This is a genomic window from Halomonas kalidii, from assembly GCF_030010475.1.
In the GTDB taxonomy this organism is placed as follows: domain Bacteria; phylum Pseudomonadota; class Gammaproteobacteria; order Pseudomonadales; family Halomonadaceae; genus Halomonas; species Halomonas heilongjiangensis.
In genome coordinates this window covers 58,809-72,783 of sequence record NZ_JASCQN010000021.1, presented here as the reverse complement: position 1 = coordinate 72,783, position 13,975 = coordinate 58,809, and the positions used below count along the sequence as shown (strand labels likewise).

The following is a 13,975-nucleotide window of genomic DNA, read 5'->3' as shown; positions in this document are numbered from 1 at the left end:
AATGACCACCACAAACAGGGTGGCCTGGGTCGGCCTCGGCAAGCTGGGCCTGCCCATGGCAACGCGGATCGCGGCGGCCGGCTACCCCGTCCAGGGGTTCGACCTCAGCGCCGAGCGAATGGCGCTCGCCGAGCAGGCCGGCATCACCCCCCACCGGGCGCTGGCCTCCGCCATCGAGGACTGCCGCCTGGTCTTCGTCTCGATCCCCGATGACCGGGCGCTGCTGGGCCTGACCCTGGCGTCGGGTGGGCTGATCGAGGCGATGGTCCCGGGCAGCGTGCTGATCGAGACCAGCACCGTCAGCATCGAGGCGTCCGCCAGGGTGGCCGCGGCCGCCGACGCGCGGGGCATCGCCTATCTGCGCAGCCCGGTGTCGGGGAATCCCGTCGCCGCCGAGTCCGGCACCCTGTCGGCCATGGTCTCCGGCCCGCGCGAGGCGCTGGATGATGCCGTGCCGGTGATGAACACCTTCACCAAGGCCCAGTACTGGCTCGGTGACGATGAGCAGGCTCGCTACGCCAAGCTGGCCATCAACCTGATGATCGCGGTGAGCGCCGGGATGATGGGCGAGGCCCTGGCGATGGCCCGCAAGGGCAACATCGGCTGGGAGGCGATGCTGGACCTGATGGCCGACAGTGCCGTGGGCTCGCCGATGGTCAGGTACAAGACCCAGCCGCTGAAGGACCGTGACTTCACCTCCACCTTCTCGGCCGCCCAGATGGCCAAGGACCTGGACCTGATCCTCGGCTGTGCCCATGGGGACGGTGTCGCCGTGCCCCTGGCCGCCCAGATGCGCGAGGCCTACAGCTCCCTGATCGGCACGGGGCATGGTGAGGATGACTACATCGCCACTATCCACCACACCGAGCGCCTCTCCGGGCTGCCGGCCATCGAGAGGAAATGACCAGATGCGAAACCTGAACGCAGAGAACATCACGGATGCGGTGATCGAGCAGTTCGCCGGCTGCAGTGACGAGCGCCTGAAGAGCGTGCTGAACAGCCTGGTCGGCCACCTGCATGCCTTCATCCGTGAGGTGGAGCCCACCGAACAGGAGTGGACCGATGCCATCGACTTCCTGACCCGCACCGGCCAGATGTGCGACGACAAGCGTCAGGAGTTCATCCTGCTCTCCGATACCCTGGGCGTGACGATGCTGGTCGATGCCATCAATCATCAGACCTCGGACCCGATGGTGTCGGAGAGCACGGTGCTGGGACCCTTCTACGTCGCCGACCCGCCCCAGGTCGCCCAGGGCGAGTCGATCGACTGGAACGTCGAGGGAGAGCCCTTCTTCGTCGAGGGGCGGGTGCATGACGGTCGCGGCGAACCACTGGCCAATGTCGTCATCGACGTCTGGCAATCGGACAGCGAAGGGTTCTACGACGTCCAGAAGGAGCTCGAGAGTGCGTCGCTGCGGGCCAGGTTCACCACCGACGACCAGGGGCGCTATGCCTTCTGGACGGTGACCCCCTCACCCTACCCGATCCCCACCGACGGCCCGGTCGGCAAGATGCTGGAGCTCACGGGGCGGCATCCCTACCGGCCCGCCCATGTGCACTTCATGCTGATGGCCGAGGGCTACGAGACCCTGGTGACCCAGGTCTTCGCCGAGGACGACCCCTATCTCGACTCCGATGCCGTCTTCGGCGTCAAGGATTCCCTGGTCAGGGAGTATGAGCTGCTGCCGCCAGGAAGGGCACCGGATGGACGGTCGATGGAAGTCCCCTTCCGCCATCTGACTTACGACTTCGGCCTGAAGGCGAGCCGCTAGTCGCATCACAAGACGAAGCCATCCAGCACGCATCATCCAGCAAGAGGAAGACGACATGACGATTATCGACAACAAGGCGGTCGAGACCCTGTTCACCGCGGCGCGTACCCACAACGTGTGGAAGGAGCAGGATGTCAGCGAGGAGAAACTGCGCGAGTTGTATCACCTGCTGCATTTCGGCCCGACCTCCATGAACTGCCAGCCCCTTCGCGTGCTCTTCCTGAAGAGCCAGGAGGCCAAGGAAAGGCTCAAGCCGGCACTGCTTCCCGGCAACCAGGACAAGACCATGAAGGCGCCCGTGGTGGCCTTGCTGGGCTATGACACCGCCTTCCCCGAGCATCTGCCGCGAATGTTTTCCCACAACAAGGATGCCAAGTCGCTGTTCGAGGGCAAGACGGATTTCATCAATACCACGGCCTTCCGCAACAGCTCCATCCAGGGTGGCTACTTCATCCTGGCCGCCCGGGCGGTAGGGCTGAATGCCGGGCCGATGTCCGGCTTCAACAATGCGGCCGTGGATGAGGAGTTCTTCCCCGATGGCCAGGTGAAGAGCAACTTCCTCTGCAATCTGGGGTACGGCGATGCCTCGGCGCTCTTCCCGCGCCAGGAGCGGTTCGAGTTCGACGAGGTCTGCCGGGTCCTCTGACAGGGCTGAGAGGCTGCCGCTTCGGTAAGCCGAAGCAGGAACTGGACACTACAGGTTCCTCCGATTTGGGCCGTGCTCGCACGGCCCTTTCTTATTCTCTTCCGGAAAGTACGAGGCGTCATATGGTGTATGACTGGCAGTTCATTGTCCTGATGATCGTGGCGGTACTGCTCACCGGCATCTCGAAATCGGGCTTCGCCGGAGGCGTCGGGGTGGTGGCGGTGCCGCTCATTTCGCTGAAGGCCAGCCCGGCCTTCGCCGTGGCCGTCATGCTGCCGCTGCTGATCGTGATGGACCTGTTCAGCCTCAAGGCCTGGTGGCGCCACCGCGTCGGTTCGCTGCTGTGGCTGATGTTTCCCCCCGCGGTGCTGGGGGTGGTGGTCGGCTACCTGACCTATGGTCTCTTCGATGAGGCCTTGCTGAAGGTGCTGCTGGGGGTGTTCTCGATCCTGTTCGGCCTGTGGGGGCTGCTCAAGCCCTTCCGCGGCCGCGTCATGCCGGTCTGGGTCGGCGGGCTGAGTGGCGGCATCGCCGGCTTCACCAGCTTCATCGCCCACGCCGGGGGCCCACCGCTCAACTTCTACCTGCTGCAGCGCCGGCTCTCCAAGGAGCAGTTCCTGGGAACCGCGGTGGTCTTCCTGGCCGCCACCAACCTGGTCAAGCTGGTGCCCTACGGCATGCTCGGCCTGCTGAATATCGAGAACCTCACCATCGCGCTGCTGCTGATCCCGGTGGCTTGGCTGGGGGTGCGCCTGGGGCTGGTCATACAGAAGCGGCTGAGTGGCGAGCTCTTCTTCCGGCTCATCCTGACCCTGCTGATCCTGCTGGGCATTCGACTGATCGTCGACGGCTGGGGATAGCCGCGTTGCCATCGCGTTTGCTGCCAGGCGTGAGGCGGCGCTATCTTGGTGCATCGCGTTGTTCATGCCCCGAGGCGAACATGAGTGACCTTCTCGACGATGATTACCCGGAGGGACCCTACGACCGGCTGTCGCCGAGGCCGGTGCCGAAGCTCTCCAATACCGAGTTCGCCCGCTTCCTCGACTTCATCGAGAAGCTCGAGGACGAGACCGAGCACGCGCTCTCCATGGCCAACGGCTACCGGGAGATGCGCATGATGCTCCACCTCATGCGCAACCACCTGGCCGGCCGGCTGACGACGCCCACCTCGCTCGCGGATGCCTCGGGGCTCTCCTACGGTACCGCCAAGCGCGGGATCGAGAGCATCGTCAAGCGCGGGCTGATCCTGTCACGCCCCAGGACGAAATCGGGCAAGACGGTCTCGCTGCACCCCTCGCCGATGATGATCGAGGAGTGGGAGGCCTATGCGCACCGGATCAAGGGCATCCTGGGGCCCTTGTTCGGGGTGGATCCGGCGTCGGATTCCGGTCGCCGGATCTTCCTCGGCGCGGCCTCGACGGGCCGCGTGATCTCGACGCCGGCGGTACTCTCGGCGCGACTCGAACTGAAGGGTGGACTGCGTGCGCTGGTCCATGCCGACCCCACCTTCATGGCGATGCACAACCTGAAGCGGCAACTGGAATCGATCTTCGGCCTGGAGATCAGGAACAAGGCCAAGTCGATCGATGACCTGCTCGATGAGATCCTCGACAATGCCCGGTTGGCGAAGTCGCGTTATGACCTCGTGGCCTGTGACCTTCCCTGGTTCGGGGAGCTGGCGTCGAAGGGGATGCTGATGCCGCTCGATTCGCTGATCGAACGGGACGCTTACGACCTGTCCGATTTCCATCCCGTCGCCATCCAGAGTTCCGGCTATGCCGGCAAGCAGTACGGCATTCCGGTCCAGACGACACCGGAGCTGCTCTGTTACCGGAAGGATATCCTCGAGCGAGCACAGCTGGAGCCCCCGACGACGACCGAGGAACTGGTCAAGGTGGCCAGGCGACTCCATGACCCCGCCAGGGGGCAATACGGCATCGCCTGGAACGCCGCGCGCGGCACGCCGCTGGGTCATACCTTCAGTTTCCTGATGGCCAAGTTCGGCCAGCCGATCATCAACCTGCGCTCCTGTGAAGGTGGCTATGATTACCAGCAGGCGTCCGGGGAGGAGCTGCGGCCGATGTTCCAATCGGATGCCGCCTTCCGGGCCTGCGAGTATATGCTGGATATCCTGAAATACTCGCCGCCCAATATCCTCCACATGGCCTGGTACGAGCGTGCCCAGTCCTATGCCGCCGGCGAATCCTGCATGGCCTACTGCTATACGCTGCTGGCCCCGCTCATCGAGTTCGATCGGGAGTCTCCGGCCTGGGGAAAGACCGGCTACCTGCCGCACCCCATCGGCAACCATGGCCGCCCGATCACCCCGATCGGAGGCTATGCGCTGGCCATTCCGGCCAATCTCTCGGAGGAACGCATCGAGGACACCTGGACGGCCCTGCGCCACCTGACCTCGCCCAACATGTCCAAGCTCTATATCCTGAACGGCAGCCTGGTGACCCCGCGCTTCAGCGTCAGCCAGGACCCGGAGGTCTCGGCGCTGTCGCCGCTGATCGAGATCGTGGATGGCATGGCGAGGAAGGGCATCCTGCAGGCCTGGCCGCGCCCCCCGGTGCCGGGAATCACCGACCTGATCAGCATCGCCGGGCACGAGATCTTCGAGGTGCTGGACGGGCGCCGCTCCATCAAGAAGGCCCTGTCCATGGCGCAGGACAGGGCCGATCGGGTGATGCGTGACAGGGGATACTACTGATCCACCGGCCGAGTCGCCGGTGGCATCACTGCAGGATCATGCCGCCGTCGATCATCAGCAACTGGCCGGTCATGTAGTCCGACTCGGGGCTGGCCAGGAAGGAGGCGGTACCGACCACATCTTCCGGGTAGGAGTAGCGCTTCATCAGGATCATCTTCTCGGCGAGCTCGTCCATGGACTGGCCCTGCTTGTCGAACTTGCCGATGCTGACCAGGTCCTTGTCGAGCTGCTCCCACAGCTCGGTGCGCACGACGCCGGGGCCGTAGCCATTGACGGTGATGTTGTGGTCGACCAGCGCCTTGGCGCCTCCGTTGATCATGGCCAGTACGGCGTGCTTGCTGCAGGAGTAGGGCACCACGTCATCGAAGGCCTGGCGGGACAGGATGGAACCGACATTGATGATCTTGTAGGGGCCCCTCTCCTTGCCCTGGTCGATCATCTGCTTGGCGGCCTCCTGCATGCCGATCAGGCAGCCCAGGGCATTGACGTCCATGATCTGGTGCCAGTTCTCCTCGGTGATGTCGAGGAACATCAGCGGCTTGTTGATGCCGGCGTTGTTGACCATGACATTGAGGCTGCCGAAGGCCTCGACGGTGGCCTGCACGGCGGCCTTCATCTGGTCACGCTCGGTGACATTGAGCTTGATCGCGATGGCCTTGCCGCCCCTGTCGGTGATGCGCTTGACGACTTCCTCACACCCCTCGAGGTTGAGATCGGCCACGCATACATTGGCGCCCTGTTCGGCATAGTGTTCGGCAACGGCGGCACCCATGCCACGCGCGGCACCTGTTATCAGGCAGTTCTTTCCTTCAAGTCGAGTCTTGTCCATGGTGTCACCTCGGGGGCTTGTTGTGGGTCTGGGCATGCCGTCGAGGGGCGGTGATGGGCCGCTGCCACCGGCATGGGTCGTAAACGACAAGGAGGCCCAGCCTCGGCCTGTAGTCGTGCCAATCGGCCTTCCTTGCTGACCGGTATTGTCGGCACAACGCGCGACAGGCAACAGCGAGCCGGAGGGGCATTATGACCAGTTTGGATGTTTTGACGGACAGGACATCCGGCAGGGAGGCCTGGTGACTGGCACGGCTCACAGCCTCGCCAATGCGGCCTCCAGGCCGTGCAGGTCGACGGTGGTGACGACATCGTTCGGGAAGGGGGAGCTGGCCGGGTCGGCGGTCACGCCGACGAAGAGCGTGGCGTTGGAGCGGGCCGCGCGGTAGTCATTGTAGGAGTCGCCGATCATCACCGTGTCGCGGGCGGCATGCTGGCGCCGGGCCAGCAGGTTGCGCAGGCCGGTGACCTTGTCCGGCGGCGCCCCGATCACCTCGAGGAAGTAGCCGGCCAGCCCCCGGCGCTCGACGATCGCCCGGAGCTCGGCCTCGGGTGTGGCGGAGAGCAGGTAGAGCGGCAGCCGACCCCGCCAGCGGTTCAGGAACTCGAGCGCGCCGGGAATCGCCGGGGCGTCCAGCAGGCGCTGCTCCACGCTGGCCTTGAAGCGTCGGCAGAGCGCCTGGATACGGGCCTCGCCGGCCTCGCGACCCAGGATATGCCCCTCGATGTGGCGGAACTTGACCTCCCGCGGCTGGCCGCCGCGGCGGTTGAGGTAAGCGGCCACGGCACGCCGGCTCTCCTCCGGCTCGTCGTCGTAGAGATCGGCGAAGGCCTGGCGCTTGAGACGGGCCGAGTCGAGGATGACCCCGTCGAAGTCGAAGACCAGAACCCGATGGTGTCGGGAACAGCAAGCACTCAATGGGCGTTCTCCGCATCCTGCCTGAAACGAGAACGCGGCCCCGGGGCCGCGTCGTTGCCTGTGGCCTCGGGGTCAGTTTCTCGCGAACCTGGCCATGATCCAACCCTTGAGCGGAGTGTTGCCGAGCAGCACCAGGATGATCACCGTGGTCAGCACGAGCGACAGCGGATTGGCCACCAGCGCCAGCAGGAAGTCGCTACTGCTGTCGCCCACCGAGGACATCGCTTGGCGATAGGTCTCGTCGAGCAGTGGCCCGAGGATCACGCCGAGAATGATTGGTCCCATCTGGAAGCCGTACACCTTGAGCCAGTAGCCCAGGATGCCGAAGCCGAGCATCCAGTAGACCTCCATCATGTTGCTGTTGATCGAGTAGGTACCGACCACGCAGAGCACCAGGATCAGGGGAATCAGGATGGCCTTGGGGATCTCGACCACCTTGGAGAAGACCTTGATGCCGGTCATGCCGAAGATCAGCAGGAAGATGTTGGCCAGCGCGAGGTTACCGACAGTGAACCAGAAGATGTGGGGAGTCTCGATCATCAACATCGGCCCCGGATTGAGGCCGTGGATGACCAGGGCGCCTATGATCACCGCGGTCACGGCATCGCCCGGCATGCCCAACGTCAGCATGGGCACGTAGGCGCCGCCGACCGCGGCGTTGTTGGCGGTCTCCGGCGCCACCAGCCCCTCGTAGGCACCCTCGCCAAACGGGCTCGAGGGATTCTTGACGGTGCGCTTGGCGTGGTCATAGGCGAACAGCGAGGCGATGTCGCCGCCGGTGCCGGGCAGGGCGCCGACCACGACGCCGATGATGGAGGTGCGGATCGACAGTGGCAGGAACTTCAGCACCATGTTCAGCGGCGGAATGATCTTGTCGACGTTCTGCTTGACCGGCACCTTGGCCATGTTGTGCAGCTGATAGAAGGCCTCGGCCACGCCGAACAGGCCGATCATCACCACTACATAGTGGATGCCGCCGAGCAGCTCCATGCTGCCCATGGTCAGGCGCGGCTGGGCGGTGACCATGTCCATGCCCACCAGGCCGATGGTGGACCCCAGCGCCACGGAGAAGATGCCCCGCGCCAACGACTTGCCGGAGAGCGTGCTGACCAGCAGCAGGCCCATGATGGCGATCAGGAAATAATCGCGGGGGGCGAACTGCAAGGCCAGATCGGAGAGGTAGGGGGCGGTGCCGGCCAGCACGGCCACACCGATGAAGCCACCGATCACCGACATCACGGTGCTCAGGCCGATGGCGCGACCGGCTTCACCGCGCTGGGCAAGGGGATAGCCGTCGAAGGCGGTGACCACCGCCGAGGGTGCACCGGGAATGTTGAGCAGGATGGCCGTGCGCGAGCCACCGTAGACGCCGCCCACGTAGATGCCCACCATCAGCGCCAGGGCATTGTTGATGTCCCAGGAGAAGGTGAAGGAGATCAGGATCGACACCGCCATGGTCACGGAGAGACCGGGGATGGCGCCGATATAGATGCCGGCCAGGACGCCCAGGGCGGTCAGGCTCAGCAGACCCGGGTCCAGCCAGGCCATGAGCAGAAAGGAAAACGTATCACTCATCGGGAGTCTCGGGGATCAGGGGAGGTAGACGCGGAAAACCATGGTGAACAGCCCATAGATCACTGCGATGGCCGCGGAGGTGATGATCAGCGAGCTGATGATCTTGCCCTGGCGGAAGTAGATGAACAGTGCCGCGAGGAAGACGAAGGTGCTGACGTAGAAGCTCGCCCAGACGATGGCGGCCAGGTAGAGCACGGCGACGACCGAGAAGACCACGATATGCGGCTGGAAGTGTTCGTGCAGGAACACCTCGGCCTCGTGTCGAGCGCTGCGGATGCGCGGATCGCGCCGCTTGCGGCGGTGGCTGAAGAGGATGGCCACGGAAGAGCCCAGCATCACCAGGGCCAGCCCGACCGGGAAGGAACCGGCCGCATTGAGCCGCAGTTCGCCATCGATACGGAAGGCCTCGATCAGCACCCCGATGCTGAACAGCATCAGCAGCCAGTCGAAGACCTTCTCCCCCGGCTGGACACGCTCGATTTTCTTAGTCATCAACAGACTCCAAGGGGGAGGGACGACCTCCCCCATAGCCGCGGTGGGGGTGGGTTACGGGCGCGGGATGCCGAGTTCCTCGGGCGTGGCCTCCAGGATGTCGGCGTCCGCTTCATACATGGACCAGGCGGTGACCGACTGCCAGTTGTCCAGGTACTGCTGGGCCTCTTCACCGTTCAGGTTCAGCGGCTCGGCGCCGAAGTTGCGCAGGAACTCCTGGAACTCCTCGTTGGCCACGGCCTGCTCGTAGGCATCCTCGAGGATGGTCTTGACGTCGTCGGGAGTATCCTGGTGGACGAAGACGCCCCAGAACGGCCCCCACGGCAGGAAGGCCTCGATGTCGGGCAGCGCCTCAGTGATCGGCGGCACCCCCGGCAGCGACTCGAGCTCCTCGGCGGTGAGCACGGCCAGGCCCTTCATCTTGCCGCCGCGGATCTGCTCGCCGGCGGCGGCCAGGCTCAGCGGCATGAAGTCGATGTGGCCGCCCAGCATGGCGGTGATGCCGGGGCCATCGCCGCCGAAGGTGACGGTGCGCACGTCGAGCTCGTCCACGGCATTGATCATGGCATGCACGGTGCTGGGCAGGCCGCCGGCGCCCGTGCCGCCCATGCGCAGTTCGCCGGGGGTCTCCCTGGCATGCTCGAGCAGCTCGGCGAAGTTGTCGAAGGGGCTGTCGGCGGGAGCGGCGATCACCACCAGGCCCTGGCCGATGATGTTGACGGTGTGCAGGTCGTCGTAGGTGAAGTCGGCCAGGCCCATCAGCGGGTAGAGCTGCGGGTTCTCGGCGCCGATCAGCAGGTTGTAGCCGTCGGCACGCTGGCGCATCACGTGGTTCATGCCGATCACGCCGGTGCCGCCAGGGCGGTTGGTCAGCACGACGGTGGTGTCGAGGATCTCCTCGACATGGGGGGTCAGGCTGCGGGCGACGTTGTCGGTGGCGCCGCCGGCCCCCCACTGGATGGTGCCCTGGATGTTGCGCTCGGGGTAGTCGGCCAGGGCGCTACCGGCGATGGCCAGTGAACCGATGGCCACGGCGAGGCTGGTGAGCAGTGGTTTGAACATGCTGGATCCTCCGGAGTGCTTGTTGTGATCGCTGCCCGGATCGGGCAGCGGCCCCTCTCTGGTGGGGGGCTGTTGGCTAAGATGTTCGCTTGTCGAACGTAAGTGCTAGTAGCGAACACTAGAACTCCCTTCCAGTAGTGTCAATGGAGGATGTGGCCATCTACGACGAAGGTTGAAGGTTCGAAAGGGCGAGACCGGGCGCCGGCGGGCACGTCGGCCTTCCCGGGCGGGGCAGGACCCGCGTGTCCTTCTATAGTAGTCGTCAGTGACCGGGATGGCCGTCACCGTGCATATTGCGAACCAACGGCCGCTATGCGAACATCGAAACCGAGTTCTAGATAATGTGGCCCAGGTCCGGATGCCGGTCGCCACGACACAGGAAGAGACCCGGGTCGGCCAGGTTGGCTGACCGGTCCCGCGGTACCTTGGGAGAATGAGGATGCGTGCCATTGCGACGGTTTGCCTGAGCGGCGACCTCAGGACCAAGCTGGAAGCCATCGCCCGTGCCGGCTTCGACGGCGTGGAGATCTTCGAGAACGACCTGCTCTCCTTCGACGGCTCCCCGGAGGAGGTGCGTGAGCTGTGCGAACGGTTGAAGCTGAAGGTCGTTGCCTTCCAGCCGTTCCGCGACTTCGAGGCCATGCCCGAGCCCCAGCGCAGCCGTAACCTGCAACGCGCCGAGCGCAAGTTCGATCTCATGGAGCAGCTCGGCACCGACTTCCTGCTGGTGTGCAGCAACGTCTCGCCCCAGGCCGTCGACGACATGGACCGGGCCGCGGCGGACCTGCGGGAACTGGCCGAGCGTGCCGCCAGGCGGGGCATTCGCGTCGGCTTCGAGGCACTGGCCTGGGGGCGGCACATCGCCGATTATCGCGACGCCTGGGAGGTGGTGCGGCGCGCCGATCACCCCAGCCTGGGCGTGGTGCTCGACAGCTTTCATATCCTCTCGCGGCGCCACGACCTTTCCGCCATCGGCAAGATTCCCAGGGAGAAGATCTTCTTCGTCCAGGTCGCCGACGCCCCGCTGCTGGACATGGACATCCTGCAGTGGAGCCGCCATTTCCGCTGCTTCCCCGGCCAGGGCCGCCTGCCGCTGAAGGATTTCATGGCGGCGCTGGCGAAATCCGGCTATGACGGTCCGCTGTCGCTGGAGATCTTCAGCGATGCCTTCCGCGCCGCCCCCACCGAGGTCACCGCGCTGGACGGCCTGCGTTCGCTGATCTGGCTCGAGAACCTGATCGAGGACGGGCCCTGGGCCAGCCATATTCCCCCGGCACCTCATTACAACGGTATTCACTTCATCGAATTCACCCTCGACGAGGAGAGCGCCGCGCCCCTGGGCGAGTTCATCGACGCCCTGGGCTTTCGCCACGTGGGGCGGCATCGCTCCAAGAACGTGGAGCTGTGGAAGCAGGGCGAGATCCACCTGGTGCTCAACTTCGAGACCGACAGCTTCGCCCACACCTTCCGCCTGCTGCACGGCACCTCGGTGTGCGCCGTGGGCTTCCGCGTCGACGACGTGGAGCTGGCGCAGGAGCGCGCCCGTGCCTTCAAGGCCCGGACCTTCCGCGGCCAGGTGGGCGAGGGCGAGATGGAGATCCCGGCGCTGCGCGGTATCGAGGGCAGCCTGATCTATCTGGTGGACGACGAGGCCGCCGCGGATCTGCAGTGGCGCACCGACTTCGAGCTCTTCGACCAGGAGAGCCGCGACGAGGCCGGCCTGACCCGGGTCGACCACCTCTCCTACGTGCTGCCGGCCACCCAGTTGCTCGGCTGGCAGCTCTTCTACCGCACCGTGTTCGGCTTCGAGGCCGAGGCCGAGCACGAGATCGTCGACCCCCGCGGCATGATGATCAGCCAGGCGGTCAACAGCCCCGATCGCAGCATCCGCCTGCCGCTCACCGTCTCCCAGGCCCAGGAGACCCAGCCGGGGCGCTTCCTCAGCGAATTCCGCGGCGGCGTGCAGCAGCTCGCCTTCGAGAGCCGCGACATCTTCGCCACCGTGGACGAGCTGCAGGCCCGGGGCCTGCCGTTGCTGCGGATCCCTCGCAACTACTACGACGACCTGGAGGCCCGCTACGGCCTCGATGAGTCCCTGCTGGAGGCGATGCGGACGCGCAACATCCTCTACGATCGCAACGACGAGGGTGAATTCTTCCATGCCTACACCGAGACTTTCTCGGGGCGCTTCTTCTTCGAGATCGTCGAGCGTCGTGGCAACTACCAGCAGTTCGGTGAGGCCAACGCCGGTATCCGTCTCGCCGCCCAGGCCGCCCAGCGCTAGCCCTCGAATCAGGAGATAACCATGCAGCTCGGACTGATCGGCAAGGCCATCATGAACTCCAGCTCCCCGGACCTGCACGTGCGGCTCGGTCAGCTGACCGGCATTCCCGCCACCTATGATCTCTTCGACGCCAACGAACAGCCCATCGCGTCGCTCGAGAGCCAGGTGAAGAAGGTGATCGCCGAGGGGTATCGTGGCGTCAATGTCACCTATCCCTGGAAGGAGGAGGCGGTGAGGCTCGCGACTCGACCCAGCGAGGGGGCGCGGATGGTCGGTGCGGCCAATACCCTGGTATTCGAGGGCGGCGAGATCATCGCCGAGAACACCGACTTCACCGGCTTCATGAGCGGCTTCCGGGCGACCCTGGGCGAGCGGCCACCCGGCCGGGTGCTGCTGCTCGGCACCGGCGGGGTGGGCAAGGCGGTGGCCTTCGGCCTCGGCAAGCTCGGCGCCGCGGAGGTGATCCTGATGGACCTCGATCCGGCCAAGTCGCACCAGCTGGCCGGTGAACTCCAAGCCCAGGGCTTCACGGCCTCCACCGTCACGCCCGAGCGGCTCGCCGAGACGGTGCCGCGTTGCGATGGCCTGGTCAACTGCACCCCGATCGGCCACGAGAAGAGCCCCGGCTGCCCGCTGCCCAAGGAGCTGGTGGCGGCCCACCACTGGATCTTCGATGCGGTCTACGTGCCGGCGGTCACTGAGTTCGTCGCTGCGGCCAAGGCCGCCGGCGCGGCGGTGATGAGCGGCGTCAGCCTGTTCGTCTTCCAGGGCGTCGACGCCTTCAAGCTGTTCTGCGAGGATGAGGCCAAGCGCGCCGCCGCCGACGAGCAGGCCGCCACCCTCTTCGCCCACTACCGCCGCGAACTGCTGAAGGAGACCGATTCATGAGCCAGGGCAAGGTACTGGTCCTGCATGGCCCCAACCTCAACCTGCTGGGCACCCGCCAGCCGGAGATCTACGGCCACGAGACCCTGGACGATGTCGACAACGCCCTGCGTGAACGGGCAGTGCTCGCCGACTGGGAGCTGAGGAGCTTCCAGAGCAACCACGAGGGCGAGCTGATCGATGCCATCCATGCCGCGCGCCTCGACGGCACGGTGGCGATCATCATCAACCCGGCGGCCTACACCCATACCTCGGTGGCGATCCTCGATGCGCTCAATGCCTTCGAGGGCAAGGTCTTCGAGGTGCACATCTCCAACGTGCACCAGCGCGAGAGCTTCCGCCACCACTCCTACGTCTCGCTGCGCGCCGACGGCGTGATCGCCGGCCTCGGCACCCAGGGCTACCAGGCGGCGCTGGACGCGGTGATCGAGGCCGCAAAGCCGACCTGACCGACCTCCCGCCTTCTGACTTCTGCCTCTACCGGGCCCACCGATCGGTGGGTCCGTTGCGTTGCACGGACGGGAGGCCCGCCGTGAGCTGACAAGCCACTAATGTTGGCTACTCTGAAGGACAGCGCCAGAGGAAGTCCATCATCGCGAGGGGGGAGTCGCCATGGAGGAACCGAATACCACGACACCGGAGGTCCGCAGGCAACAGGAGTTCAAGCTGTTCCTGTTCATCGCCGTCCTGTTGTTTCCGATCCTGGCGATCGCCGTGGTCGGGGGCTACGGCTTCGCCGTGTGGATGTACCAGCTCTTCGTCGGCCCGCCCGGGCCGCCGGCCTGAACCGGGGCCATGG

14 protein-coding genes are annotated in these 13,975 nt (G+C 65.3%); 9 read left to right on the top strand and 5 right to left on the bottom strand.

Annotated features, from left to right (window positions below):
- The first annotated feature begins 1 nt into the window (after position 1).
- From QLQ85_RS03990 to QLQ85_RS03970, 5 genes are all read left to right on the top strand, one after another.
- Positions 2-904 carry an NAD(P)-dependent oxidoreductase gene (locus QLQ85_RS03990; RefSeq protein WP_282737817.1) on the top strand — a complete coding sequence of 301 codons (903 nt, stop codon included), beginning with the start codon at positions 2-4 and terminating at the stop codon, positions 902-904.
- A 4-nt stretch (positions 905-908) separates the two neighbouring features.
- The gene (locus tag QLQ85_RS03985; RefSeq protein WP_282737816.1) at positions 909-1,772 is read left to right on the top strand and encodes an intradiol ring-cleavage dioxygenase; all 864 of its coding nucleotides are present in this window, start codon (positions 909-911) and stop codon (positions 1,770-1,772) included.
- Between the two features lie 55 nt (positions 1,773-1,827).
- Positions 1,828-2,418, top strand: coding sequence for a malonic semialdehyde reductase (locus tag QLQ85_RS03980; protein ID WP_282737815.1), 591 nt, complete (start codon positions 1,828-1,830; stop codon positions 2,416-2,418).
- 122 nt (positions 2,419-2,540) lie between these two features.
- On the top strand, positions 2,541-3,278 hold the full coding sequence (locus QLQ85_RS03975; RefSeq protein WP_282737814.1) for a sulfite exporter TauE/SafE family protein: 738 nt from the start codon (positions 2,541-2,543) through the stop codon (positions 3,276-3,278).
- Between the two features lie 80 nt (positions 3,279-3,358).
- Complete coding sequence (locus tag QLQ85_RS03970; RefSeq protein ID WP_282737813.1) at positions 3,359-5,131, top strand: ABC transporter substrate-binding protein; 1,773 nt, start codon at positions 3,359-3,361, stop codon at positions 5,129-5,131.
- 25 nt (positions 5,132-5,156) lie between these two features.
- On the opposite strand, the gene QLQ85_RS03965 is transcribed toward QLQ85_RS03970, so the two are convergent.
- The 5 genes from QLQ85_RS03965 to QLQ85_RS03945 form a co-directional block, all read right to left on the bottom strand.
- The gene (locus QLQ85_RS03965; RefSeq protein WP_282737812.1) at positions 5,157-5,960 is read right to left on the bottom strand and encodes an SDR family NAD(P)-dependent oxidoreductase; all 804 of its coding nucleotides are present in this window, start codon (positions 5,958-5,960) and stop codon (positions 5,157-5,159) included.
- Positions 5,961-6,215: 255 nt separating this feature from the next.
- Positions 6,216-6,878, bottom strand: coding sequence for an HAD family hydrolase (locus tag QLQ85_RS03960; RefSeq protein ID WP_282737811.1), 663 nt, complete (start codon positions 6,876-6,878; stop codon positions 6,216-6,218).
- A 72-nt stretch (positions 6,879-6,950) separates the two neighbouring features.
- On the bottom strand, positions 6,951-8,453 hold the full coding sequence (locus QLQ85_RS03955; protein ID WP_282737810.1) for a tripartite tricarboxylate transporter permease: 1,503 nt from the start codon (positions 8,451-8,453) through the stop codon (positions 6,951-6,953).
- A gap of 15 nt (positions 8,454-8,468) precedes the next feature.
- The gene (locus QLQ85_RS03950; RefSeq protein ID WP_282737809.1) at positions 8,469-8,945 is read right to left on the bottom strand and encodes a tripartite tricarboxylate transporter TctB family protein; all 477 of its coding nucleotides are present in this window, start codon (positions 8,943-8,945) and stop codon (positions 8,469-8,471) included.
- A 54-nt stretch (positions 8,946-8,999) separates the two neighbouring features.
- Entirely contained in the window at positions 9,000-10,007 is a 1,008-nt protein-coding gene (locus QLQ85_RS03945; protein ID WP_282737808.1) for a tripartite tricarboxylate transporter substrate binding protein, read from the bottom strand.
- Between the two features lie 439 nt (positions 10,008-10,446).
- On the opposite strand from QLQ85_RS03945, the gene QLQ85_RS03940 reads away from it, so the two are divergent.
- From QLQ85_RS03940 to napE, 4 genes are all read left to right on the top strand, one after another.
- Positions 10,447-12,291: a bifunctional sugar phosphate isomerase/epimerase/4-hydroxyphenylpyruvate dioxygenase family protein gene (locus tag QLQ85_RS03940; protein ID WP_282737807.1), complete on the top strand. Its 1,845-nt coding sequence runs from the start codon at positions 10,447-10,449 to the stop codon at positions 12,289-12,291.
- A gap of 21 nt (positions 12,292-12,312) precedes the next feature.
- Positions 12,313-13,179 carry a shikimate dehydrogenase family protein gene (locus QLQ85_RS03935; RefSeq protein WP_282737806.1) on the top strand — a complete coding sequence of 289 codons (867 nt, stop codon included), beginning with the start codon at positions 12,313-12,315 and terminating at the stop codon, positions 13,177-13,179.
- Entirely contained in the window at positions 13,176-13,625 is a 450-nt protein-coding gene (gene aroQ, locus QLQ85_RS03930; protein ID WP_282737805.1) for a type II 3-dehydroquinate dehydratase, read from the top strand. The genes QLQ85_RS03935 and aroQ overlap by 4 nt, the downstream gene beginning before the upstream one ends.
- 163 nt (positions 13,626-13,788) lie before the next feature.
- A complete protein-coding gene (gene napE / locus QLQ85_RS03925; protein WP_282737804.1) occupies positions 13,789-13,962 on the top strand; it encodes a periplasmic nitrate reductase, NapE protein in 174 nt (57 codons plus the stop codon).
- Positions 13,963-13,975 lie beyond the last annotated feature (13 nt).

Coding starts and splice junctions, on each gene's coding strand:
- QLQ85_RS03990 (WP_282737817.1), top strand. CDS start 2: ATGACCACCACAAACAGGGTGGCCTGGGTCGGCCTCGGCAAGCTGGGC.
- QLQ85_RS03970 (WP_282737813.1), top strand. CDS start 3,359: ATGAGTGACCTTCTCGACGATGATTACCCGGAGGGACCCTACGACCGG.
- QLQ85_RS03975 (WP_282737814.1), top strand. CDS start 2,541: ATGGTGTATGACTGGCAGTTCATTGTCCTGATGATCGTGGCGGTACTG.
- QLQ85_RS03965 (WP_282737812.1), bottom strand. CDS start 5,960: ATGGACAAGACTCGACTTGAAGGAAAGAACTGCCTGATAACAGGTGCC.
- QLQ85_RS03950 (WP_282737809.1), bottom strand. CDS start 8,945: ATGACTAAGAAAATCGAGCGTGTCCAGCCGGGGGAGAAGGTCTTCGAC.
- aroQ (WP_282737805.1), top strand. CDS start 13,176: ATGAGCCAGGGCAAGGTACTGGTCCTGCATGGCCCCAACCTCAACCTG.
- QLQ85_RS03935 (WP_282737806.1), top strand. CDS start 12,313: ATGCAGCTCGGACTGATCGGCAAGGCCATCATGAACTCCAGCTCCCCG.
- napE (WP_282737804.1), top strand. CDS start 13,789: ATGGAGGAACCGAATACCACGACACCGGAGGTCCGCAGGCAACAGGAG.
- QLQ85_RS03940 (WP_282737807.1), top strand. CDS start 10,447: ATGCGTGCCATTGCGACGGTTTGCCTGAGCGGCGACCTCAGGACCAAG.
- QLQ85_RS03955 (WP_282737810.1), bottom strand. CDS start 8,453: ATGAGTGATACGTTTTCCTTTCTGCTCATGGCCTGGCTGGACCCGGGT.
- QLQ85_RS03985 (WP_282737816.1), top strand. CDS start 909: ATGCGAAACCTGAACGCAGAGAACATCACGGATGCGGTGATCGAGCAG.
- QLQ85_RS03980 (WP_282737815.1), top strand. CDS start 1,828: ATGACGATTATCGACAACAAGGCGGTCGAGACCCTGTTCACCGCGGCG.
- QLQ85_RS03945 (WP_282737808.1), bottom strand. CDS start 10,007: ATGTTCAAACCACTGCTCACCAGCCTCGCCGTGGCCATCGGTTCACTG.